Source organism: Acinetobacter sp. C32I (assembly GCF_023702715.1).
Taxonomy (GTDB): domain Bacteria; phylum Pseudomonadota; class Gammaproteobacteria; order Pseudomonadales; family Moraxellaceae; genus Acinetobacter.
Genome location: NZ_CP098480.1, coordinates 1,465,918 through 1,489,902, shown reverse-complemented (window position 1 = coordinate 1,489,902; position 23,985 = coordinate 1,465,918). Strand labels below are relative to the sequence as shown.

The following is a 23,985-nucleotide window of genomic DNA, read 5'->3' as shown; positions in this document are numbered from 1 at the left end:
GCTATGAGCCAGTTATACGCCAGCTTATTTTATCAGCCTGAAGTCACGGCCATTTTTAGTGACCAAGCTTTATTGAGTTATATGATTCAAGCCGAAGTGGCTTTAGCCAAAGCTCAGGCACAGGTCAAAGTGATTCCTGATTCTGCCGCAAATATCATTGAACAGGTGGGTCAAAACGCTGTAACACAAATTGATTTGCATACACTGGCAGCAGCAGCAGGGCTGGCAGGTAATGTTGCGATTCCATTGGTAAAACAATTCACTGCTTTGATGAAACAGCATGATGAAGACGCTTCACGCTATGTGCATTGGGGCGCGACCAGTCAGGATATTATTGATACGGCAACGATTTTGCAGTGTCGAGATGCCTTGGCTTTGATCGAACAGCAATTGAAACAGGCATATCAAATTTGCTTAAAGCAAGCCCAGCAATATCGTGATCAGGTCATGATTGGACGGACTTGGTTACAGCAAGCTTTGCCGATTACTTTGGGACATAAATTTGCCCGTTGGGCAGCAGCCTTGAAACGTGATCTTGATCGCTTACAGGCAATGAAAACTCGCGTATTGACTGCACAACTCGGTGGAGCAGTAGGTTCACTGGCATCCTTACAAGATCAAGGTTCAGTGGTGGTCGAAGCTTTTGCAGCACAACTCAAGTTAACAGCGCCTGAGTGTACATGGCATGGTGAACGCGACCGTATGGTTGAGCTTGCCAGTACCCTTGCTTTGATTGTTGGGAATGTCGGCAAGATGGCGAAAGACTGGTCATTGCTGATGCAAACTGAAATCGCAGAAGTATTCGAACCAACAGCAGTTGGGCGAGGTGGTTCATCGACCATGCCACATAAGCGTAATCCTGTTGCAGCGGCCTCAATTCTTGCCGCAACCAATCGTGTACCTGCCTTAATGGCAAGCGTCTATCAAAGCATGGTGCAAGAACATGAACGTGCTCTAGGGGCTTGGCATGCAGAATGGTTGGCAATTCCAGAAATTTTCCAGTTATGTGCGGGTGCTTTGGAACGTAGTTGTGATGTGCTTGAGCATATGCAAGTCAATGCAGAGGCGATGCAACGCAATCTTGAATGTACACAAGGTTTAATCATGGCCGAAGCAGTGATGATGGCACTTGCGCCCAAGCTTGGTCGTTTAGATGCACACCATCTGGTTGAGCAGGCCTGTCAGCAGGCGGTTGCTCAACAGCAGCATCTAAAAATCATTTTGTCAGCGATGGATGAAGTGAGCACTCATTTTAATGATCAGGCTTTGGATGAGCTGTTTCAGCCAGCAACTTACCTCGGCAATATTCAGGCGCAAATTGATGCCGTGCTACACGCAGCAAAAGGAGAGTAAGCACATGATCACGCATATCAATAATCGTCAAGGACATCCGCTGGCTGTTCAGGTTCAAGGGCGCAAAGATGCACCTGTGATCATGTTCTCTAACTCTTTGGGAACGGACCACAGTATGTGGCAGGCACAAGTTGCAGCTTTGGCTGATCATTATCAAGTTATTAGCTATGACACACGTGGGCATGGTGCAAGCGCAGTCATTGCCAATAGTACATTGCAAAATCTAGTTGAAGATGTGGTCGATATTCTGGATGCCTTAACCATTGAAAAAGTTCATTTCTGTGGCATTTCAATGGGTGGAATTACTGCATTGGCTTTAGCCATCTATCATGCTGAACGTTTTCACAGCATTACTGTTGCAAATTCCGCAGCAAAAATTGGTACTGCCGAAGCATGGAATACTCGTGCGAAGAGTGTTGAACAAAACGGTTTGGCTGAAATTGTAAAGACCACACATACGCGTTGGTTTAGTGAATATTTTGATTATGCGCATGATGTTCTGGCACAAAAAACCATTCAGAGTCTTGCGGTGACACCTGCACAAGGCTATGCCAATGCATGTCGTGCTTTAGCGGATGCAGATGTTCGAGATCAACTGCATCAAATTCAGATTCCAACGTTAATTATTGCAGGGCAATACGATCCTGTCACAACGGTTCAAGATGCAGAGTTTATGCATCAACTCATTGCAACCAGTCAGCTTGAAATCTTGGCAGCGTCGCATCTATCCAATATTGAACAACCCCAAGTGTTCAATCAGACATTGTCCAAGTTTATTCAAAACATATAACCATAAGGGTTAGAAAGGAATTCGCCTACAAGGAGGCAACTATGGCACAGGAATTTGCTGCCCAAAAAAACAGTATGGATGCACAGGCACTGATTAATGAGGCACCTGTGAGCAAGTATCAATGGATGATTGCAATTATTTGTTTTCTCATTGTATTTGTCGATGGAATCGATACTGCCGCAATGGGTTTTATTGCACCTGCTTTGGCACAGGATTGGGGTATTGATCGCTCTCAACTCGGGCCAGTAATGAGTGCTGCACTCGGTGGCATGATCATTGGAGCATTGGTTTCAGGACCAACAGCGGATCGGTTTGGACGAAAAATTGTTTTAACCATCTCCATGTTGATCTTTGGTGGTTTTACCTTGGCTTCGGCGTATGCGCCAGACCTAAACAGTTTGGTGGTATTGCGCTTTTTAACGGGTATTGGTTTAGGCGCGGCGATGCCAAATGCGACCACCTTGTTTTCTGAATATTGCCCGCAACGGAGTCGTTCTTTATTGGTGACTTGTATGTTCTGTGGCTACAACTTAGGTATGGCTACAGGTGGTTTTATCAGCAGCTGGCTGATTCCGACTTATGGTTGGCATAGTCTGTTTTTATTGGGTGGATGGACACCATTAATTCTGATGGTGTTGGTGATTTTCTTATTACCTGAGTCTTATCGGTTCCTTATCGTGAAAGGTCAAGATCCTGCAAAAGTCCGCAAAATTTTAAGCCATATTGCACCTGAAAAAGTTCAAACAGCTGAGCATTTCCATATTCCAGAAGAACAGTCTGCTGTTGCAGAAAAGAAAAATGTGTTCGGCATGCTGTTCTCCAAACAATATGCCAAAGGCACAGTTTTATTGTGGTCGACCTATTTTATGGGTTTGGTGGTGATTTATTTGCTGACCAGTTGGTTACCAACCTTGATGCGTGAAACGGGCGCAACCATGGAGCGTGCCGCATTTATCGGTGGATTGTTCCAATTCGGTGGCGTACTCAGTGCCTTGTTCATTGGTTGGGCAATGGATCGCTTTAATCCAAATCGCATTATTTCGGGATTCTATTTTATTGCAGGTTTATTTGCTGTTGCTGTTGGGCAAAGCCTGAGCAATCCAACTTTATTGGCTGTGTTGGTGCTCTGTGCAGGGATTGCCATTAATGGTGCGCAATCGTCTATGCCAGCCTTAAGTGCGCGTTTCTATCCAACCCAATGTCGTGCAACTGGTATCGCGTGGATGACAGGGATCGGCCGTTTTGGTGCCGTGTTCGGTGCATGGATTGGTGCCGTGTTATTGGGTAATGACTGGTCGTTTACCGCCATTCTCAGTTTATTGATGATTCCTGCTACGGCAGCGGCCATCGCAATTTTTGTTAAATCGCTAGTTGCTCATACCGATGCAACCTAAGGCTCATATTTTCAAGATGAGGAGCAACGTTCATGAATGATGAACAACGTTATCAACAAGGACTGAAAGTCCGTACCGAAGTGTTGGGTGAAAAACATGTCGGCCGCTCTTTAGCGAACCTCAATGATTTCAATCAGGATTTCCAGAACTTTATTAGTCGTTTTGCTTGGGGTGAAGTGTGGTCACGTGAAGGCTTGCCACGTCATACCCGTAGTTTGGTCACGATTGCCATTTTATTGGCTTTGGGGCGAGAAGATGAACTCAGAATGCATTTGCGTGCTTGCTTCAACAATGGTGTCACCAAGGACGAGCTGAAAGAGCTGATTTTGCATAGTTCTTTATATGCAGGTTTGCCAGCAGCAAATGCAGCAATGCATATGGCCGAAGAAGTCTTTAAAGAACTTGGCATCGATGTGCAGCCCATTGCAGCACAACCACAGGATTAAGGAGACAGGCATGTTAAAGCATACATTAGGTGCATACCCACAACGTAATACCGATGATCATCCGCCAGCATATACACCCGGTTATAAGACCAGTGTATTACGCTCACCCAAGAATGCATTGATCTCAATTAATGAAACCTTGACTGAAGTCACTTCACCGCATTTTTCACCGAGTATTTTTGGTCCTAAAGATAATGACCTGATCCTGAACTATGCCAAAGAAGGTCTACCTGTGGGTGAACGTATCATTGTGCATGGTTATGTGCGTGATCAGTTCGGTCGTCCTGTGAAAAATGCCTTATTAGAAGTGTGGCAGGCCAATGCATCAGGTCGTTATCGTCATCCAAATGACAAATTTATTGGTGCAATGGACCCTAATTTTGGTGGTTGTGGCCGTACCTTAACCGATGAAAATGGTTTTTATATTTTCCGCACCATCAAGCCAGGTCCGTATCCGTGGCGTAACCGCATTAATGAATGGCGCCCCGCGCATATTCATTTCTCCTTAATCGCAGATGGTTGGGCGCAGCGTCTGATTTCGCAGTTCTATTTTGAAGGCGATACCTTGATTGATACTTGCCCGATTTTAAAAACCATTCCATCTGAAGATCAGCGTCGTGCCTTAATTGCATTGGAAGATAAAAACAATTTCATTGAAGCAGATAGCCGTTGTTACCGCTTTGATATTCATCTTCGTGGTCGTCGTGCGACTTATTTTGAAAATGATTTGACTTAAGGGAGACATAAGATGAATGCATGGAATTTTCAAGAATTAAAGGAAACCCCATCACAAACTGGTGGCCCTTATGTTCATATCGGCTTATTACCGCAACAAGCCAATATCGAAGTGTTTGAGCATAATTTCAATCACCAGTTAGTCAATGAGCAAACTCAAGGGCAACGGATTCGTTTGGAAGGTCAAGTGTTTGATGGGCTCGGTTTGCCATTACGAGATGTATTGCTGGAAATCTGGCAGGCGGATGCCAATGGGGTTTATCCAAGTCAGGAAGACACCCAAGGTAAAACTGCCGATCCACATTTTCTTGGATGGGGCCGTACGGGAGCCAATTTTGAAACAGGCTTCTGGAGCTTTAATACGGTAAAACCGGGCGCTGTTGCTGGGCGTAAAGGTTCAATTCAAGCACCGCATATTGCTGTCGCAGTTTTTGCCCGTGGCATCAATATTGGTTTGCATACCCGTATTTATTTTGAAGATGAAGTGGACGCCAATGCCAATGATCCTGTTTTAAACAGTATTGAATGGGCAGTCCGTCGCCAGACTTTAATCGCCAAACGCAGTGAAGTGGATGGTGAAGTGGTTTATCGCTTTGATATCCGTATTCAGGGCGATGATGAAACCGTGTTCTTTGATATTTGAGGGTTATTGCTAATAGCGGAGTCTTATTGAGTTCTCATCTTATTTTTGGATAAGCCGTCGGCTCGACCTGAGAAGCGTTTAAAGCTTCGTAAGTATTTCGAGATGAGGAGCGAAGCTACGCAAGGGCAACCATCTTGCGCAGCTAAATCGCTGCTCACCGCAAAACTCGTTCAAGACCAGCAAGTCTCGATGCTATCGCAGAAAATGCATTTTATTGGTTTGGTCCTGACTCAGACAGTTGCGGATGATGTCTCCGAGTATCTGATATCACACAAGTGTTTATGTGGAAAACCTATTAAAGAGTTTGAAACACCATACTCTTTGGTTTCCATATCTATAAAGGGACATATTAAAAAAGGAAGATCTTCATGGATAGGAAAAAAATTGTAGCATTCATCTTTGCATTGAGCCCCTTATTGATGGTTCAAAGCGTACAAGCTCAAGATCATCAGCAAAAGCAGCTTGAGTTAGCTGAACTGGCAAAATTGCCTGTGAAAACCATTGTACCCATTACTGCCAAAACCAAAGAGCAGGCAATTGCTCAGGCAAAAGTGATTGCAGCGAATGCCGATGCAGATCTCGCGGAGTTTCGGATTGATTTACTGAACTTTGCTAATGATACAAAGCAAGTGATTGCCTTAGGCCAAGAGTTAAAACAGATTCTGGGTGCTAAACCAATGATTGCCACCATTCGTACCCATAACGAAGGTGGACAGCTAACAATTAGCGATGCAGATTATGGCAAGACCTATCAAGCGTATTTACAGCAGCCATTTATGGACATGCTGGATGTGGAAATGTTCCGTGATCAGCACATTGTGAAGAATACCGTCAAATTGGCGCATGCGAAAAAAGTGCTGATTGTGATGTCGAATCATGATTTTCAAAAAACACCACCTGAGACCGAAATCATCAAACGTTTACTTAAACAGGATGAGTTAGGCGCCGATATTCTTAAAATTGCAGTCATGCCGCAAAGCAAACAGGATGTATTCACCTTAATGAATGCGACTTTAAAAGTGAGTCAGCAATCTAAAAAGCCATTACTCACCATGTCGATGGGCAAACTCGGGACGATTTCTCGCATTGCTACTGCCAACATGGGAGGGAGCTTTAGCTTTGGCATGATCGGTGAAGCATCTGCACCCGGTCAGATCGACGTGACTCAACTGAAACAGTTTTTAAAAACAGTGCAACCAACACAATAATTTAAAAAGGATTTTTTAGACATGAAAACTACTTATGTACGTTTAAGTACTTTAGCCATCGCTATGGCAGTTTCGGGTTGGGCAGCAGCAGAAACTTATATTGTTGATCGTTATCAAGATGATGCTGATAAAGGTTCTTTGCGCTGGGCAATTGAGCAAGCCAATAGCAAACCGACAGAAGCCAGTGAGATTCTGATTCAGGCGGTAGGGAAAGCACCTTATGCAATTCAGGTGAATAGTCCGTTACCTGAGATCAAAGCGCCTGTAAAAATCATTGGGACGCAATGGGCGAAGACAGGTGAATTTATCGCGGTCGATGGGTCAAATTATATTAAAGGAACAGGGGTGGAGGCCTGCCCAGGTGCAGTCGAAGGGCAATTCGGGACCAATGTTCGGACTACGACTTTACCGGGTATCGTATTACGTGACATCAATGGAGTAACGATTCAAGGTTTGGAAATCCGTCATTTCTGTATCGGAATTTTAATGAACCGTGCCAGCAATAACCTGATTCAAAACAACCGCATTATGCACAACTATGGTGGTGCAGGGGTCATGCTGACTGGCGATGATGGCAAGGGCAATCCAACAGCGACCACCACCAATAACAACAAAGTATTGAATAACTACTTTCAGGACAATGGTGACGGGCTTGAATTGACTCGTGGCGCAGCATTTAACTTAGTTGCCAATAACCATTTTATTTCTACAGCAGCAAATCCTGAACCTTCACAAGGGATTGAAATATTGTGGGGCAATGACAATGCGGTCGTCGGCAATAAATTTGAAAACTATTCAGATGGCTTACAGATCAACTGGGGTAAGCGCAATTATATTGCCTATAACGAACTGACCAATAACTCCAACGGTTTTAACCTGACCGGTGATGGCAACATTTTTGACAGCAATAAAGTGCATGGTAATCGGGTGGGGATTGCGATCCGCTCTGAGAAAGATGCCAATGCACACATTACCCTGACCAAAAACTTAATCTGGAATAACGGCAAAGACATTAAACGTTGTGAGGCGGGTGGAAGTTGCGTACAGAATCAACGTGTCGGCGCGATTATTTTTGATATTCCGGGTTTAGAGCATGCACATTTCATTGGTTCACGCGGTCATGGGGTCAAGATTGATCCTGCCAACTTGCAAAAAACCTGCAACACACCCGATGAGCAAGGCTGTAATGCACAACCGAACCAGAATATTCAGGCGCCCAAATTAACCTTGTCTAAAGGACAAATTACAGTCGAAGTCAAAGGGCAGCCGAACCAGCGTTATCAGGTCGAGTTTTTTGGCAACACATCGGCCAATTCAAATGAGGCAGAGCTTTATTTAGGTTCAGCGCTTGCTGCAACCAATGCACAGGGAACTGCAACGCTGACTTGGAAACCAACAGCGCAAGTTGCTTCAGTGACAGCAACGATTACTGACCGTGTAGGTGCAACATCTGAACTTAGTTCAGCGGTAAAACTGAAATAAACGGCAAGGAGGCCGAATATGAAGTCGAATGCATTATTGCTCAAAATGAGCTGTCTGGCAGTTGCGGTATGTGCTGCTCAATTTAGTTTTGCCGATCAGCCATGGTCACAGGATCGCCAATGGTTACTCGGTGACTGGAATGGCCAGCGTCAGCAATTGGAAAAAGAAGGCTATAAATTTACGGCCTCGATCATGAGTCAAAGTGCCACCAACTTGGATGGCGGCTATAACGATGACAATGCTTTTAAAAATGCTGCACAACTGTCGCTAGGCGCCAATTTCGATTTAGAGAAAATTGCAGGCTGGAAAGATACCAGCGCCAGCCTTTTAATCTCCAAACGTGATGGTAATGCCTTAACCTTGGATCGAATTAAAGATCCTCGTTCTAGTGCACTCGGCAATTCACAGGAAATCTATGGTCGCGGCAAAATCTGGCGCCTGAGTCAGGCATGGGTAAAAAAAGGCTTTGTTGATAACACGGTGCAGTTCAAGATTGGCCGTATGGGCATGTCTGAAGATTTTAATGGCTCACAATGTGAATTCCAGAACCTGTTACTGTGTGGCGGTCAGCTTGGAAAATCGATTGGTTCAATCTGGTACAACTTACCGGTTGGATTGTGGGGCGCCAATGTTAAATATCAATTCGCACCTGAATGGACACTGGGTGTAGGTGTCTATGAGGTCAATCCAGACAATGTTAAAACTGATCGTAATCGTGATGGTTTTAATTTGGATATGGACCATGTCAAAGGGGCAACAATTCCTGTCGAACTGGCATGGCGACCAAAACTTGCTGCCTTTAATGGCTTATCAGGCGAATATAAAATCGGGGCACTCTATTCAACAGCCGAAGCCAATGATATTGCGACCGTCGGTAAAGTACATGATGGTAAACATAGTTTCTGGCTCAATGCACAACAACAACTCAGCCAGAAAGGTGACGATCCAAAACGTGGTTTGTATGTCAGTTTCAATGCGGTGGTGAATGATAAAGCCACTACAGCAGTCAACAGTACGCAGCAACTGGCACTTTGGTACAAAGGACCTTTTGATAGTCGTCCAAATGACTCAATTGGTTTTGGTATTGCCAATTACCTGGTCAATGATCGTTATAAAGATCGTCAAATTGCGCTCAATGAAACTCGCGGTTATCAGCAATACGATGCGTTTGCAGTCGATTATGTTCCTGTCCAGCGTGATGAGCTCAATGTCGAATTGAACTATAGCTATCAGTGGTCACCTGCGGTGATGTTAAGACCGAACCTGCAATATATCCATCAACCTGCGGGTGTTAAAGAAGTGGATGATGCATGGGTTGCAGGCCTGAGCATGCGCGTGAATTTCTAATACAGGAGTATGACAGATGTCTGAATCTTCAAGCTCACATACCATACTCAAAATATGGTGCTTTATTTTAGCGTTGGTTTTATTGCTGACAGGACTGTTTTTTACAGTTGGTGGGTTTCAACTCGCGACGCTGGGTGGATCATGGTATTTCCTGATCTCAGGTGTATTCACACTCATCTCTGCTGTTTTTATTTTTAAGAAAAAAGCATTGGGTGTCTGGTTATTCAGTCTGGTTTTTGCAGGAACGATCATCTGGTCATTGATTGATGCAGGTTGGGAGTTCTGGCCTTTATTTTCAAGACTGATGTTCCCAGCAGGTTTATTTGCCGCGCTGATGTTTACTTTACCTGCCATCCGTCGTTATCAATTTCAACCGAGTGCTGATCTACCTGCTTATGGTTTGGGAATATTGACGGTTATCGGCATGGTGATCGGTTTTTATCAGATGTTCCAGCCACATCCAACGGTTGCAGCCTCTGGACAGGCTTTGCCTTTGGTTCCAGTAAAAACCGATATGAAGCAGAGCAACTGGCAGCATTATGGTCAGGACGCAGGTGGAAGCCGTTTTGCTGCATTGGATCAGATCACACGGGACAATGTGCACCAATTAAAAGAGGTTTGGCGTTTCCGTACGGGTGATTTCACCACAGGTTCGGGAAATGGTGCAGAAGATCAAATGACGCCGCTACAGGTAGGCAATAAGATTTACCTATGTACCCCGCATAACAACATTTTTGCTTTGGAAGCAGACTCAGGTAAACAACTCTGGAAAGCCGAAGTCAACTCGAAGTCGGATGCATGGGAGCGTTGTCGAGGGGTTGCTTATTTTGATTCTACCCAAGCCTTGGTTCAGCCGACTCTAGCGGGAGCGACACCTGTAAAAGTGGTGGCAAACAATAGCTCATGTCTGCGTCGTGTTTATACCAATACACCAGATGGTCGCTTAATCGCAGTCAATGCAGATACGGGCGAACGTTGTAAAGATTTTGGTGTAGAAGGAACAGTAGATCTTCTGAAAGGTCTAGGTGAGGGCACCACTGCGCCACGTTTTGAGGTGACATCTGCGCCAACTATTGCGGGAACTGTAATTGTGGTGGGTAGTCGTATCGCGGATAACTTTGCTGCCGATATGCCGGGTGGAGTGATTCGTGCATACGATGTCATTACAGGTGAATTGCGTTGGGCCTTTGATCCACGTAATCCAGATCCAAACCATGTGTTACAAGAAGGCGAAACCTATAAGCGCAGTTCTGCCAACTCTTGGGCAGCCATGTCTTATGATCCGCAAATGAACACAGTATTCTTGCCAATGGGTAGCTCATCTGTTGATGTCTGGGGCGGTAATCGTCAACCTTTAGACCATAAATATAATTCTTCTATTCTGGCTTTAGATGCAACCACAGGTAAGGAAAAGTGGGTCTATCAGACCGTTCATAATGACCTTTGGGATTTTGATTTGCCAATGCAACCAAGCTTGGTGGATTTCCCAATGCAAGATGGCAGCAATAAACCTGCTGTGGTGATTGGCACCAAATCAGGCCAGTTCTTTGTACTGGATCGTGTAACGGGTCAACCACTCACTAAAGTGATTGAACAGCCAGTGAAACCTGCTGATATCAACGGTGAGCAATACAGCCCAACTCAACCTCGTTCGGTGGAAATGCCTCAGATTGGCAATCAAACCTTAACCGAATCGGATATGTGGGGCGCAACGCCATTTGACCAGTTGATGTGCCGAATTAACTTTAAATCGATGCGTTATGAAGGCTTATTTACTGCACCAGGCACCGATAAATCTTTGAGCTTCCCAGGTTCGTTGGGCGGCATGAACTGGGGCAGCATTGCCTTTGATCCAAGTCATCAGTATATGTTCGTCAATGATATGCGTTTAGGACTTTGGATTCAGTTGATTGAGCAAACGCCAGAAGACTTGGCTGTTCAAGCCAATGGCGGAGAGAAAGTCAATACAGGTATGGGTGCAGTACCGATGAAAGGTACACCTTATAAAGTCAACAAAGATCGTTTCTGGTCGAAGTTGAATATTCCATGCCAAAAACCACCGTATGGCACCATGACCGCAATTGATATGAAAACCCGTCAAATTGCATGGCAGGTTCCAATGGGAACCGTGCAAGATACGGGCCCGATGGGCATTAAAATGGGGCTTAAAGCACCGATTGGAATGCCAACCATTGGTGGACCAATGGCAACTCAAGGTGGGGTAGTATTCTTTGCTGCAACTCAGGATTATTACTTGCGTGCATTGGATTCATCCTCGGGTAAGGAGTTGTGGAAAGCGCGTTTACCTGTAGGTAGCCAAGGCACACCAATCAGCTATGTATCTCCGAAAAACGGTAAACAGTACGTGCTGATTACTGCGGGCGGTGCACGTCAGTCGCCTGATCATGGTGATTATGTGATTGCATATCGTTTGAATTAAGCTGAAATTGAAATAAACAAAACGGCAATCATTGAGATTGCCGTTTTTCATTGATTTAGTTTTAAGTTGCTGCAGTTAAAACAGGCATCTGTACAGCATCAGAAATTACAGCAAATTGTGGTTGAGCATTTTGTTCCAGTTGATAATCTGAGAAGTTAACTTGCCAAAACCCTAAGCTTGCGGTTGTTGCGATATAGAAAACCTGATTGCTGTGATCACGAACGATTTCCCATTGAGTATAGTCACCTTTGATATTGCCACTTTGGTCAATGCATTGTTCGCGTGTGACATAAATGCCTTTAATGACATTCATTGCATGGGCGATTGCAGCAGTATTACTTGGGCGTTGCGCTTGGTTGAGCCAAGGAATTGAATAATTCAGTGTAAATGCTGTGCGCAGGAATCGATCTGAAGGCAATGCGGAAGAGGAAAGCCCAATCGAACCACCACCATTACCTGCTTTATTGACATTGAGACCAATGATGGTTTGGCTGTCTGTTTCTACATTGGTGACACCCAGATAATTTTCTAAATTGGTACGGTGCCATTCAATAAATGGGGTATTGGTCATGACGCCAATATCGCTATTATCGGTAATCGACAATTGCCCATCACGAAACTCAAGTACCAGACTTGCGCCCGTTTTATCGTGAAACTGGAAATGAATCGGGATTAAGTTTTTGAGTTCATCCGTGTGATTAAACTCGCTGTGCTCAGAAAATTGTAGCGGATCCCAAAAATATAAAACCTCCCCCAGAGAAGTCGGCTGTCCTTGTTGAATGGCAGATAAATCCTTTTTTAAGGTTTCAACTGAGTTGTAGTTAGACGCAGCCCAGCCACAAATATCCAAAGCTGAAATGAGTTTGGCATTTGGTGGCGCGTCGGCTTTTTTCGGATAACGCGAAGGGGGTAACCAAAGTGAGGCTGCCGAAAATCCTTCTGTATTCATGGCATCGCAGAGTTTGGTATCAAGCAGATTTAAAGGGAGCTTAATCCCAATCCCCATAAAACCATATTTTGCAGTCCAGTGATAAGCAGGTGTATTCGGACTTAAGCTATCAATTGCCTTTAAGGACGTTGCCAATGGGATTGCAGCCAGTTGCCAAGTAAATGTGGCGGCAAAATCCATAGTACGCCCAGAAATACGATAGCCTGTTGCTTGAGGTAAAATAAATTCGGTACACATATTATTTTCTCTTTTGATTATTAAAATAAATCATGGTTTTTGGTTTTTATTTGATCTTAAATTATTATGTAAGTGCTCTAAATATATAAGATCGTTTGAGCATATGGAAAGCTAGCAGATGAATTTTTTATAGTCAATTATTATATATCTAAGAGTGATTTTTATTTTTTAACATAGCTTGTAAATAAAATATGGATTATTCATTTTTAATAATTAAATTTGTATTGGTTAAATAAATTAAAAAGAAAAAATAGCTAGCTCTAGTCAGAGAACATAGTTGGCATATTCATTGCTTAATTTATGATATCTGGTCTGACCAGTCAGACAATGCGTTAATTTGGAGCAGCGATGCAACTCGAAACATTCAATCAGCTCGATTCAGGTGAGGCCCAACGGGTTTTGCAAGGCTGTGTGCACATTCCCACTTGGATTTCTGAACTGCTGCAGCAACGTCCTTACAGCTCTAAAGAACAGCTTTATCAAACTGCGCTTGCACAAGCTCAAACCTGGCAATGGCCTGAAATTTCTGCGGCCTTGGCGCAACATCCACGCATAGGCGAGAAAAAAGCGGCAGCGGTGTTGTCTGAAAAAGAACAGCAGTTTTCTCAGCAAGAACAAGGGCAGATCCAAACTGATGCAGTGCTGCAACTGGCACTTTATCAGGGCAATTTAGATTATGAGCACAAATTTGGGCATATCTATCTGATTCGTGCGGCAGGTCGTTCAGGGCAACAGATATTGTCTGAGTTGCAACGCAGACTCAAAAACACAGCAGAGCAAGAGCAGGCCGAAGTGAAGCAGCAATTGGGTGAAATCGCATTGCTTCGTTTAAATCAGGAGATTCAATAATGGCAGGTATCAGCACACATATTTTAAATGCATCACTGGGTCAGCCTGCGTCAAAGGTTCTGGTGAAATTACTGCAACAAATGGATCAAGGCTACGAGTTATTGGATCAACAAGTTACCGATGCTGATGGTCGTATTAAAACATTCAACATCGATGTATTTGTGCAAAGCAATTACCAATTAATTTTTGAAGTTGCCGATTATTTTCAAGCTTTAAATACTGAAAGTTTTTATCCACGTGTATGTATTGATTTTAAGGTCGTTGATATTCAACAGCATTATCACGTGCCGTTATTAATCAGTCCGTTTTCATATTCAACCTATCGTGGCAGCTAAACCAACTCAAGCAATGTGGACATCATGAATTTAATGTGAGGAATTAACCCATGCAGCAAGACAACCTAGACCGTGAGGCTCACGGATCAGCAGAACATCAGTATTTAGGCATGAACAAAAACCTCATTTATGGTTTGCAGCATGTCTTGACCATGTATGGCGGCATCATTGCACCGCCGTTAATTATTGGCGCTGCGGCGGGCTTGCAAGCCTCTGAAATTGGATTATTGGTGGCGGCTGCATTATTTGTTGGGGGAATTGCCACCGTTTTGCAAACCGTTGGTTTCAAGCATTTTGGGGCGAAATTGCCGATTGTTCAGGGTGTATCTTTCGCTGGGGTTGCCACCATTCTTGCCATTGTGACTACAGGTGGTGGCTTAGCTTCGGCGTTTGGCGCTGTGATTGTGGCGTCGATTATTGGCCTGCTACTTACACCATTTTTCGCAAAAATTATCCGTTTTTTCCCACCCGTGGTGGCGGGTTGTGTGATTACCATGATCGGTATTTCGCTGACGCCTGTGGCAATCCGCTGGATTATGGGTGGCAATCCTAAAGCTGAAAACTGGGGGGATCCAGCCAATGTCGGTTTGGCATTAATGACCTTAGCGATTGTGATTATTTTTAGTATGTTACGCAGTCAAATCTTGCGTCGGCTTGCGATTTTGATTGCGATTGTGTTGGGAACAATACTGGCTTATATTGTAGGATTCACTGATTTTTCCAATGTTGGTTCAGGCTCTATCTTTGCTTTGCCGAGCTTTTTTCACTTTGGTTCTCCTGTCTTTGAGTTTTCTGCCATTCTTTCCATGGTGATTGTGACATTGGTGGTGATGACGGAAACCACCGCAGATATTATTGCGATTGGTGAAATCGTGGGCAGCAAAGTCGATTCGAAACGGATTGGGGATGGCTTACGTGCAGATATGTTATCGAGTGCAATCTCACCGATCTTTGGTTCATTTATGCAAACGGCATTTGCACAGAATGTGGGACTGGTGGCGATAACTGGCATTAAAAGCCGATTTGTGGTGGCAACTGCAGGCGGAATTCTGATTATTTTAGGTTTACTGCCGATTGTGGGGCGTTTAGTCGCATCCATTCCGATGCCGGTATTAGGTGGAGCGGGGATTGTCCTGTTTGGAACGGTCGCTGCCAGTGGAATTCGAACTTTAGCGAAAGTGGATTATAACGAGCATAAGAACTTGATTATTGTCGCGACCTCATTGGCGATTGGCATGATTCCGATTGTAAACCATGAGTTTTATGCACAATTCCCTGTTTCTGTGCAGATGTTATTACATTCTGGGATCAGTTCGACCTGTATTACTGCAATTCTACTCAATATCATTTTCAATCATCTTCCATTCACTAAGAAATCTGTGGAAGTGGCAAGCTTGCCCTTAAATTCAGGGCATTAATCATCACGGATTCAGAATTGAATATTCAAACTGAATCCTGCTTTTTACCTGCACATCGTTAGACGTCACTTATTCAATTTTGAATAGGTCTGGGGGAGTTTTGGCTTTAAAAAAGTGCAAAGCACGATTTTTAAAGTATCAGCAGGTCGGTTTTAAACGTTTTAAATCAATTTTTAGATCAAAGATCTAGGGGATAACGATGCAAAAAATTCGCTTAACATCGGTTGCTTTCGCAGTCGCTATGGGGACAACGCTACCTGCATGGGCTGCCGATACCAGCTTAAATGCTTTATTTAATCTGCAACAAGATTGTCAGCTTCAGGACAATTCAATTGAATCGATTTCCGCTGTATTTGCTTGTGGCAATGTGCATGGCGTGGTCAAGTCTACCTATTATTCACTCAATAATGGTTATTTTGTGAATAATTTAAATCAAGATACCGCAGTGATTGGCGGCTATATCAAATATGAAACAGCGCCTTTTTATGGGGTACAGGCAGGAATTGGCTATGATATTCAGCGTCGTTTAGATGAAAAAAACAAAAATGATGAAGTCTCTGAATTAAAAGAAGATCGTGATGGTTTAGCAGAAGCCTATTTGACGTGGAAAAATGATTTGGCTCGTGTGACCGTCGGGAATCAGCGTCTCAATTTGCCTTTTATGGGTGATTATGCGGACCGCCGTGTCTTGATGTTCTTATATCAAGCTGCGGATATACAGATCGGGAATAACAATGATTTCCTGCGTCTAACCAAAGTGAATAAATATAAAAGTTATGCAGAAGATGAGTTCACCAAAAGCTCGCGTCAAAATTCAAAATTGCAAACCGATGGCGTTTGGTCGATTGGTGTCGGGAAACGCTTTGCACTAGCGGATGATAAGACCCTGAAAACACAACTGTGGTATCAGGATTATGATGATTATCTGCGTTTGATCTATACCCAAGCGGATCTGGCATTTCCAAAATTGAATTATGCTCCTGAGTTTTCACTGCAATATATGTCTGGCAAGGATCAGGGCAAGGCACTTGCAGGCGAGGTCAATAGTCAGGTTTGGGGTGTCCAAGCTGCGTTTAAGGTTTTACCCGCTGCCACTTTGAAGCTGGCCTATAACTATATTAAGCCCGATCAGAACAGCTATTTAAATGGGGCGCTGCTCATGCCTTATGCCAGTCAGACATCGTCTGGTGAAATTTTTGCACAACCTTTTTTTACCAGTACCCAAGATCTAGGTGCGGGCAATGCCTTGATGCTGTCTTTGGAGGGCAAACTGACAGATCAAGTGATTGCAGGAGCACGTTATTCATTTATGGATTTAAAAGAGGCTGAAAATGTCGCCAGTCGAAAACAATCTGAATACATGCTGTTCGGCATTTATAACTTCACGGGTGCTTTGAAAGGTTTTAGTGTCAGTAATTTTGCAGGGATTCAGACTTCTCCGCGCTATGACAAGAATTTTTTACAAAACCGTTTTGCACTGAGCTACAAATTTTAAAGGACGAGGTAATGACAATGATGGCCAGCTTAAATAGCCGTTCAAGAATCTGGATTAAACAACCACTTGCAATTTATACCGCGAATCAACTCGATGCGAGTAATGGCTTGGTGATTGAAAATAATAAAATCATCGAGGTATTGGCAAAGGATCAGCAACCGAGTTTGCCATGTGATGACATATTCGATGCCAAAAATTTGGTGGTGATTCCTGGGTTGGTGAATAGCCATCATCATTTTTATCAAACCTTGACTCGGGCTTGGGCACCTGTGGTTAATCTACCTTTATTTCCATGGTTAGTTAATCTGTACCCAGTATGGGCACGTCTAAATCCAGAACAGTTACATGTTGCGACTCAAGTGGCTTTGGCCGAGTTGTTGTTATCGGGCTGTACCTTTGCTGCGGATCATCATTATTTATTCCCGCAACAATTGACCGATGCGATTGATATTCAAGTTAATGCCGCGCAGCAATTGGGAATGCGGGTGATGTTAACCCGTGGTTCGATGAGTCTCGGACAAGAACAGGGTGGTTTACCGCCACAGCATACTGTGCAAAGTATGGAGGTCATTTTAAGGGACAGTGAACGCTTGGTGCAGAAATATCATCAACGGGGGGATAACGGCATGGTCAATATTGCCTTGGCCCCATGCTCACCCTTTTCGGTCACACAGGAGATTATGCGAGAAAGCGCGCAACTTGCCCAGACACTGGATGTCAGATTGCATACACACCTTGCAGAAACCTTGGATGAGGAAAGCTTCTGTCTGGAAAAGTTTGGCATGCGTACGGTGGATTATTTAGAACACGTGGGTTGGCTGAATGAACGGACTTGGTTGGCGCATGGTATTCATTTTAATGCGGATGAAATTCAGCGTTTAGGGCAGGCGGGTGTAGGGATTTGTCATTGTCCCCATTCCAATATGCGCCTCGCCTCAGGGATTTGTCCGACTCTCGATTTAATGCAGGCAGGTGCCAAGGTGGGTTTGGGGGTTGATGGTTCTGCCTCTGGAGATGCTTCAAATTTAATTCTGGAAGTTCGTCAGGCCATGTATTTACAGCGTTTAAAATACGGTGCTGAACGGATTACTCCTGAACTGGCCTTGCATTGGGGAACCCATGGTTCCGCGCAGCTATTAGGGCGTGGACAGCATTTAGGACAATTTGCACCTGACTTTCAAGCCGATTTGGCCTGTTATAAACTCGATGAATTGAAATTCTCCGGCAGTCATGACCCGATTGCAGCCTTACTCTTGTGTGGTGCAGATAAAGCAGAACATGTGATGGTTGCAGGCCAGTGGCAAGTCAAACATGGCGAGATTCAGGGGCTTGATTTAGATGAACTGAAAGCAAAACATCGTGCCGCAGCAAAAGCCTTATTGGCGGCTTAATAAGCCGTTGTTGATTTTATATCGGTGTTCTGATGGATTGAGTGAATTGTTAGTCGCGCTCTCGCCGATAGTGGACGGCGATTGCGCCATTGCAAAGCGGTTTTGCTGACACCAACTCGAGTCGTCGCGTGCTAGGCAATCCATTTTGATAAAGGGTCGGGCCGTGTCCAGCGATTCTGGGATGGATAAGAAACTTGTACTCGTCAATTAGATCCAACTGGTCTAGCTCGGTCGCAAGCTTACCACTACCTAGAAGCACACCATTCGGGATCGTATCTTTAAGTTTCTGTACACTGGTACGTAGGTCGCCAGCGATGTGGTGGCTATTGGTCCACGGGAAGTTCTTTCGCACGGATGACACCACGTACTTTGGTTTGGTCTCCAGTTTGATGGCCCACTCACGCACTGCTGAGGGTGCCTCCACGTTACCGCGAGCGACCGCTGGCCAGTAGCTCTCCATCATCTCGTAGGTAACGCGGCCCCATAACATGGCCCCGTTATCGTCCATAAGGCGGGTAAAAAAGGCGTGGGTCTCGTCGTCAGCGATCCCCTCCTGATGGTCGATGCAGCCATCCAAGGTGACGTTGATACAGAAGGTCAAAAGTCCCATGTAGTAAGTCTCCAGCTAATGCTCGAATGAATTGTTAGGTGTCACCGCTGGGCATTGGAAGGCATTCCATAATTTCAACAGAATCACCTGGAAACAAGGAAAAGTGTGGATGGCTCATAAATAGTTCAGCAGCATCCATATGAGATGCCGCCTCGATGAGCACGTAACCAGTAATGTGATTACTTGTATTCTCGATTCCTTTGGACGAAACGCGCTTCGTCGCGCCGATAGGAGTACCGGGGTCGACTATGGCTGTTTGGTGGTCTTGCATCCATTGGCCCCAAGCTGCCATTGCCTCTTGTTCGCGAGTTTGGCGCGTAATTGAGTCCATTGCATTCCAGTCACTCTTTTCCTTCGCGGTTGCAGTTCCAATGTAGATTGCTAAAAATCGAGCCATGGTTATCTCCTTTTCGCGGTGCAGAAGCGAGCAACAACTTCACACATTGCACTTCATAATTAAGATTAAGTACAATGGAGGTCGAGCATCCTTTACTATCTCAACTCATTAAGATGGTATGCAATTGGGCATGTAGTTTCAAGGGCCCAATTTTTTCGCGAATGAGCAGCACTGCTGCACAAGAGTTTTGGCTTTTGATGGAGTTTCATTTATTAAGTGATTGTTTTTTGGGAAGGGCAAAAAACCATACTTACGCAGCAGTGCTTCGCTGCCCCAGTCTCAGGAGCTTCGCTCCTTGAACCCCTTATCTAAATTGCACTTACTAGGTGGATATTATTCAAAGCTTCCTTAAGCTGTTTGTAGAAATAAAAAGCCTAAAATACAAGCGTGCTTTGGAGAGAAAGCTCAATCCAGTGGATTGCCGATAATATTACTGATGATGCCTTGCATGATATGTGAGCCTTGTTCCTGATACAGCGATTGATACCATTCTTCAGTCACCTGTGGATCTTTCATATGGGTGATATCGCAACGCTTACGTGCTCGGAGCACCATTTCTTTGGTACGATCATTGCGCTTATTTTGATAGCGTGCCAGTGCATCCTCTAAACCAAAGGTATTGATTTGTAAGGCACGAGCGAGATAAATCGCATCTTCCATGGCTTGGCAGCCGCCTTGTCCGATATCTGGGGTGGTGCTATGCGCTGCATCACCGAGTAGCACCACACGCCCTTTATAAAAATCCATAAAAGGTTCAATGTCATGAATTTCAACACGATTGGTTTTTTGCTCATCTAAAGCTTCAATCAGTTTTTGTACAGGTTCACACCAGCCGCTGAAATGGGATTTGAGGTCTTGCTTATACTGTTCACGTTGATTGGCCAGTCCAGCCACTAAAGGGACGTCAAAGAAAAAATAAAAACGATTTTGGGCAACAGGCATCAGTGACACACGTTTACCTTCACCAATATACGTTGTCCACTGCATGGCAGGTGCAATCGCTTCATCAATATCAACCAAACCGTTCCAATTTACATAACCTGCATAGCGACGTTCAACTTGATAACCGAGGACAAATTGTCGGGTGAGCGAATGTGTGCCATCTGCACCAATCAACAAATCAGCTCTAATTTGTGAACCATCCTGAAAATGAAGGGTGACATCATCTTGATGGCTTTCAATCGCCGTCATTTTCATGCCTAGTTTGATATCTTCCAGACCAAATTGCTGCATTAATAATTGTTGTAGATCTGCTCGGGCGACGGGGTAAGCTCGTTGCCCGACTTCTTTATATAAAGGTGATAAGCTAAATTGGGTCATGGTTTGTTGGCTCAGTCCATCCACATAAGCCAAAGATTCCATTTGTCCACCAAGCGCCTGAATTTGATCGGTTAAGCCCAAATAGTTGAGGCACTTAACCCCATTTGACCACAGTGAAATAGCGGCACCGACGGGTAAGATTTCGGCAGCTTGTTCATAGATCGTGACCTGATGACCAAATTTTTTTAAAGCGATACCAGCAGTCAAACCGCCCATACCTGCACCTACAATCGCAATATTCATCGTTCAGACCCTAAATATATAAATAAGTTTCTAAACAGTTCTAAGCGAGAAGTGTGCCAATTTTAGCAACTGGTTTTACTGGTCATACCAGATAATTTGCTTTATTAAAAAGCAAAAATAGAAAGGTTGCATTGATGTGGTTCAAAGCATGGGGCAAAGTGGTGCAGATTTAATTTTCGTGCTTAGATTGAGCTGTTATGTCGAGAAAAGTACACACCCGCCCGTTGTGCAGCACCAATAATATGCGCTTGCATGGCTTTTTCAGCCGCCGCTGCATCCTGATTAAATAAGGCTTGCAGAATTAATTCATGTTCTTGAATGGTTTTAAATGCCAGATTAGGTTGAACGAAAGGCAGGATCTGGCTTTTTTTAATCCATTCAGTATGCATTTTAAGTGTTTGAATAATTGATTGATTATGACTAAGTTCAATAATGTGCTGATGAAAAGCGTAGTCAAATTCAGAGGCTGCTTGCCAGTTCTGTTGTTTGATTGCACTGGCAAGTGATTGGTAGTGTTGCTGGAGGGTCGACTTATCCTCTTCGGTTAAGTATTCACATGCAAGCAGGGCACAGAAACCTTCCAATACATAGCGTAATTGATAGAAATCTTTAAGCGAAACACGGTGCTCGCCATCCCATTGTTCTGCGGCTTGGCTATGTTGTGAAATCACATAAACCCCTTTCCCCGCCTTGATTTCCAACAATCCTAAAGCGGCAAGACGAGTTAATGCCTCACGTAAAGAAGCACGGCTGATTCCCAACTGGAGGGCAAGATCACGTTGCGAGGGTAAGGCAGAACCGACTGCATAAGTATTTTGTTGAATGCGTTGATGAATTACTTCCACCGCTTGCTCAGTCACCTGAGAGGATTTTCCATTGAGCATAGCTTGTGGACTCATCAGCAACGCACCTTAAATATAAAAATAAACAGTTTGATTCTACACAAAATTTATCTTTTTGTTGGCGCTGTTGCTTAAAAATAGCTATATTTTTAATAACAGGTCAGACCAGTTGGACTGGATCTTGCATAATAGAATAGAAATGAAACCTTCAGGAATGATCAATGACAGTGCATGTTGCTAAAACCGTAGCTTTACCGACCCATTTGCAGGCGTTAACCAATCTTGCTGATGCCAGAATTGGTGCAACTATCATAAGTTGTTCCGATGAGTTTTTTGCAGAAGCGGCAAGAATGTTGCAAAGCACACCCGCTCAATTCATTGAAGGAAAATATGATGACAATGGCAAATGGATGGATGGATGGGAAACGCGACGTAAGCGTGAGTCTGGTTATGATTGGTGTATCGTTCGTTTAGGTGTGACAGGGACTATATCTGGATTTGATATTGATACCTCATTCTTTACAGGCAATTATCCAGCCTCTGCTTCCATTGAGGGCTGTTATGCACCAGATAATCAATTGGAAGGTATCACTTGGACGACGTTATTAGAAAACTCAGTTTTATCTCCAGACCAGCATCATTTTTTCGACTGCACCGCTCAGAAAATTACCCATATTCGCATTAATATTTTCCCTGATGGTGGGATCGCACGTTTAAGAGCCTATGGCCGTGTGCTGCTCGAAAATGTTGATACAACCCAGCAGATGGATTTAATTGGTTTAAAAAATGGTGGGCGTATTGTGGCCTTTAGCGATGCGCATTTTGGCCATCCGAATAATCTGCTTAGCCCTGATCGCGGCTTAAATATGGGCGATGGTTGGGAGACCAAACGTCGCCGTGCCCCTGGTTTTGATTGGTGCATTATTGCTTTGGGACAAACAGGGCAGATTGAAAAAATTGACGTAGATACCGCCTATTTTAAAGGGAATTTTCCTGCATTTTGTTCGATTCAAGCTGCTTATGTTGAAGATGCAACCGATGTGCAACTTATTCCGCAGAGTATGTTCTGGCCTTTTTTGTTGGAACAGCAGCCTTTGACCATGGACAATATTCATGAGTATGTTGCAGAAGTGCTTCAACATCAAAAAGTGAATTATATCCGCGTCAATATGATTCCTGATGGTGGGATTAGTCGGATTCGTTTATGGGGGAAAGCGGCACTGGTTGCAAAATGATTTTTCAGGGATTTAAGGGGCGAAGCCCCTTAGCACACCCTCAAAAACCAATGGCGCAGCCATTGGTTTTTGAGCTTTTGATTTTAATTTGATTGCATAACCTGTAGTAATTTTTAAGCAAAATAAAGTAACAGCACAAAAGTTGTCTTGCGCGACAGTGTTGCTCACGCGATGCAACTGATTTAAAGAGAATCAACCTATGCATGAAAAAAATATTGAAATTCGACTTTTAACTCAAGACAGTTTTGCTGCTTTTGGGGATGTGATTGAAAAGAGCAACAAAGACTTTATTCCGATTAATCAGGGACTCACTGAACGCTATCACGCCTTATCTCTGGCACAGGTGTCAGGCGATCAGGTCGCCGTAGGGATGAGTATTTTTCATAATCTGTTTGCAACTCCCATTCCATTTCAGATTGAGATGTTGGAACGACATCCTTATGGTTCACAGTCTTTTATTCCATTGCAGCAACAGAAGTTTATTGTTGTTGTGGCGTTGCCTTTTGATCAAACGCGACCTGATGAGCAACGGATTCAAGCTTTTATCAGCAATGGGCAGCAGGGAATTACCTACCATCAAGGGGTATGGCATCATCCTTTAATTACTTTGGAAGCACGTAGTGATTTTCTGGTCGTAGATCGGATTGGTGGCGGCAGTAATTGTGATGTCCATCATTTATCTCAACCGTGCTGGATCACTGAAGCTTTAGTACAGTCAGAGATCGTCAATCTCTGACTGTACAAGTTTTATAAAAAGAAGATATGTACTTTATAATATTGGAAGGTTGCTCATTTTAATTTAGAATTCTCGATCCTATGAATATTC

The 23,985-nt window shown here is 44.0% G+C and carries 22 protein-coding genes; 17 read left to right on the top strand and 5 right to left on the bottom strand.

Going from position 1 to position 23,985, the window contains the following annotated elements:
- Positions 1–3: 3 nt before the first annotated feature.
- The 10 genes from pcaB (at position 4) to NDN13_RS07245 (ending at position 11,838) form a co-directional block, all read left to right on the top strand.
- Positions 4–1,353, top strand: coding sequence for a 3-carboxy-cis,cis-muconate cycloisomerase (pcaB, locus tag NDN13_RS07290; protein WP_251117756.1), 1,350 nt, complete (start codon positions 4–6; stop codon positions 1,351–1,353).
- A gap of 4 nt (positions 1,354–1,357) precedes the next feature.
- Positions 1,358–2,143: a 3-oxoadipate enol-lactonase gene (gene pcaD / locus NDN13_RS07285; protein ID WP_251117755.1), complete on the top strand. Its 786-nt coding sequence runs from the start codon at positions 1,358–1,360 to the stop codon at positions 2,141–2,143.
- 41 nt (positions 2,144–2,184) lie between these two features.
- Positions 2,185–3,537 carry a 4-hydroxybenzoate transporter PcaK gene (gene pcaK / locus NDN13_RS07280; RefSeq protein WP_005312906.1) on the top strand — a complete coding sequence of 451 codons (1,353 nt, stop codon included), beginning with the start codon at positions 2,185–2,187 and terminating at the stop codon, positions 3,535–3,537.
- 32 nt (positions 3,538–3,569) lie between these two features.
- Complete coding sequence (gene pcaC / locus NDN13_RS07275; RefSeq protein WP_005187383.1) at positions 3,570–3,983, top strand: 4-carboxymuconolactone decarboxylase; 414 nt, start codon at positions 3,570–3,572, stop codon at positions 3,981–3,983.
- A gap of 10 nt (positions 3,984–3,993) precedes the next feature.
- Positions 3,994–4,719, top strand: coding sequence for a protocatechuate 3,4-dioxygenase subunit beta (pcaH, locus tag NDN13_RS07270; protein ID WP_004806145.1), 726 nt, complete (start codon positions 3,994–3,996; stop codon positions 4,717–4,719).
- Positions 4,720–4,731: 12 nt separating this feature from the next.
- The gene (pcaG, locus tag NDN13_RS07265) at positions 4,732–5,361 is read left to right on the top strand and encodes a protocatechuate 3,4-dioxygenase subunit alpha (RefSeq protein WP_251117754.1); all 630 of its coding nucleotides are present in this window, start codon (positions 4,732–4,734) and stop codon (positions 5,359–5,361) included.
- A 419-nt stretch (positions 5,362–5,780) separates the two neighbouring features.
- Positions 5,781–6,569 (top strand): type I 3-dehydroquinate dehydratase, encoded by a 789-nt coding sequence (gene aroD / locus NDN13_RS07260; protein ID WP_502799564.1) that lies wholly within the window; start codon positions 5,781–5,783, stop codon positions 6,567–6,569.
- A 21-nt stretch (positions 6,570–6,590) separates the two neighbouring features.
- Complete coding sequence (locus NDN13_RS07255) at positions 6,591–8,051, top strand: right-handed parallel beta-helix repeat-containing protein (protein ID WP_251117752.1); 1,461 nt, start codon at positions 6,591–6,593, stop codon at positions 8,049–8,051.
- 18 nt (positions 8,052–8,069) lie between these two features.
- The gene (locus NDN13_RS07250; protein WP_251117751.1) at positions 8,070–9,398 is read left to right on the top strand and encodes a carbohydrate porin; all 1,329 of its coding nucleotides are present in this window, start codon (positions 8,070–8,072) and stop codon (positions 9,396–9,398) included.
- A gap of 16 nt (positions 9,399–9,414) precedes the next feature.
- On the top strand, positions 9,415–11,838 hold the full coding sequence (locus NDN13_RS07245; RefSeq protein WP_251117750.1) for a glucose/quinate/shikimate family membrane-bound PQQ-dependent dehydrogenase: 2,424 nt from the start codon (positions 9,415–9,417) through the stop codon (positions 11,836–11,838).
- 61 nt (positions 11,839–11,899) lie between these two features.
- Here NDN13_RS07245 and NDN13_RS07240 read toward each other — a convergent pair whose 3' ends face one another.
- The gene (locus NDN13_RS07240; protein WP_251117749.1) at positions 11,900–13,024 is read right to left on the bottom strand and encodes a linear amide C-N hydrolase; all 1,125 of its coding nucleotides are present in this window, start codon (positions 13,022–13,024) and stop codon (positions 11,900–11,902) included.
- Between the two features lie 348 nt (positions 13,025–13,372).
- Between NDN13_RS07240 and uraD the strand changes: the two genes are divergently transcribed.
- The 5 genes from uraD (at position 13,373) to NDN13_RS07215 (ending at position 18,512) form a co-directional block, all read left to right on the top strand.
- On the top strand, positions 13,373–13,873 hold the full coding sequence (uraD, locus tag NDN13_RS07235) for a 2-oxo-4-hydroxy-4-carboxy-5-ureidoimidazoline decarboxylase (protein WP_005204591.1): 501 nt from the start codon (positions 13,373–13,375) through the stop codon (positions 13,871–13,873).
- Positions 13,873–14,208: a hydroxyisourate hydrolase gene (gene uraH / locus NDN13_RS07230; RefSeq protein WP_251117748.1), complete on the top strand. Its 336-nt coding sequence runs from the start codon at positions 13,873–13,875 to the stop codon at positions 14,206–14,208. Before uraD ends, uraH begins: the two co-directional genes overlap by 1 nt.
- Positions 14,209–14,258: 50 nt before the next feature.
- Positions 14,259–15,626, top strand: a complete 1,368-nt coding sequence (locus NDN13_RS07225; RefSeq protein WP_251117747.1) for a nucleobase:cation symporter-2 family protein — start codon at positions 14,259–14,261, stop codon at positions 15,624–15,626.
- Positions 15,627–15,825: 199 nt separating this feature from the next.
- Entirely contained in the window at positions 15,826–17,121 is a 1,296-nt protein-coding gene (locus NDN13_RS07220; protein WP_251117746.1) for an OprD family outer membrane porin, read from the top strand.
- A 17-nt stretch (positions 17,122–17,138) separates the two neighbouring features.
- Positions 17,139–18,512: an 8-oxoguanine deaminase gene (locus NDN13_RS07215; protein WP_251118188.1), complete on the top strand. Its 1,374-nt coding sequence runs from the start codon at positions 17,139–17,141 to the stop codon at positions 18,510–18,512.
- 49 nt (positions 18,513–18,561) lie between these two features.
- Here NDN13_RS07215 and NDN13_RS07210 read toward each other — a convergent pair whose 3' ends face one another.
- The 4 genes from NDN13_RS07210 to NDN13_RS07195 all read right to left on the bottom strand — a co-directional run bounded on the left by NDN13_RS07210 (position 18,562) and on the right by NDN13_RS07195 (position 21,981).
- Positions 18,562–19,122: a dihydrofolate reductase family protein gene (locus NDN13_RS07210; RefSeq protein ID WP_251117745.1), complete on the bottom strand. Its 561-nt coding sequence runs from the start codon at positions 19,120–19,122 to the stop codon at positions 18,562–18,564.
- A 34-nt stretch (positions 19,123–19,156) separates the two neighbouring features.
- A complete protein-coding gene (locus NDN13_RS07205) occupies positions 19,157–19,519 on the bottom strand; it encodes a YciI family protein (protein ID WP_251117744.1) in 363 nt (120 codons plus the stop codon).
- A 405-nt stretch (positions 19,520–19,924) separates the two neighbouring features.
- Positions 19,925–21,082: an FAD-dependent urate hydroxylase HpxO gene (hpxO, locus tag NDN13_RS07200; protein ID WP_251117743.1), complete on the bottom strand. Its 1,158-nt coding sequence runs from the start codon at positions 21,080–21,082 to the stop codon at positions 19,925–19,927.
- 182 nt (positions 21,083–21,264) lie between these two features.
- Positions 21,265–21,981 carry a FadR/GntR family transcriptional regulator gene (locus NDN13_RS07195; RefSeq protein ID WP_005204580.1) on the bottom strand — a complete coding sequence of 239 codons (717 nt, stop codon included), beginning with the start codon at positions 21,979–21,981 and terminating at the stop codon, positions 21,265–21,267.
- A 164-nt stretch (positions 21,982–22,145) separates the two neighbouring features.
- Between NDN13_RS07195 and alc the strand changes: the two genes are divergently transcribed.
- Together alc and NDN13_RS07185 are read left to right on the top strand one after the other, a co-directional pair.
- Entirely contained in the window at positions 22,146–23,159 is a 1,014-nt protein-coding gene (alc, locus tag NDN13_RS07190; protein WP_251117742.1) for an allantoicase, read from the top strand.
- Between the two features lie 199 nt (positions 23,160–23,358).
- A complete protein-coding gene (locus tag NDN13_RS07185) occupies positions 23,359–23,895 on the top strand; it encodes an ureidoglycolate lyase (RefSeq protein ID WP_251117741.1) in 537 nt (178 codons plus the stop codon).
- The last annotated feature ends 90 nt before the right edge of the window (positions 23,896–23,985 follow it).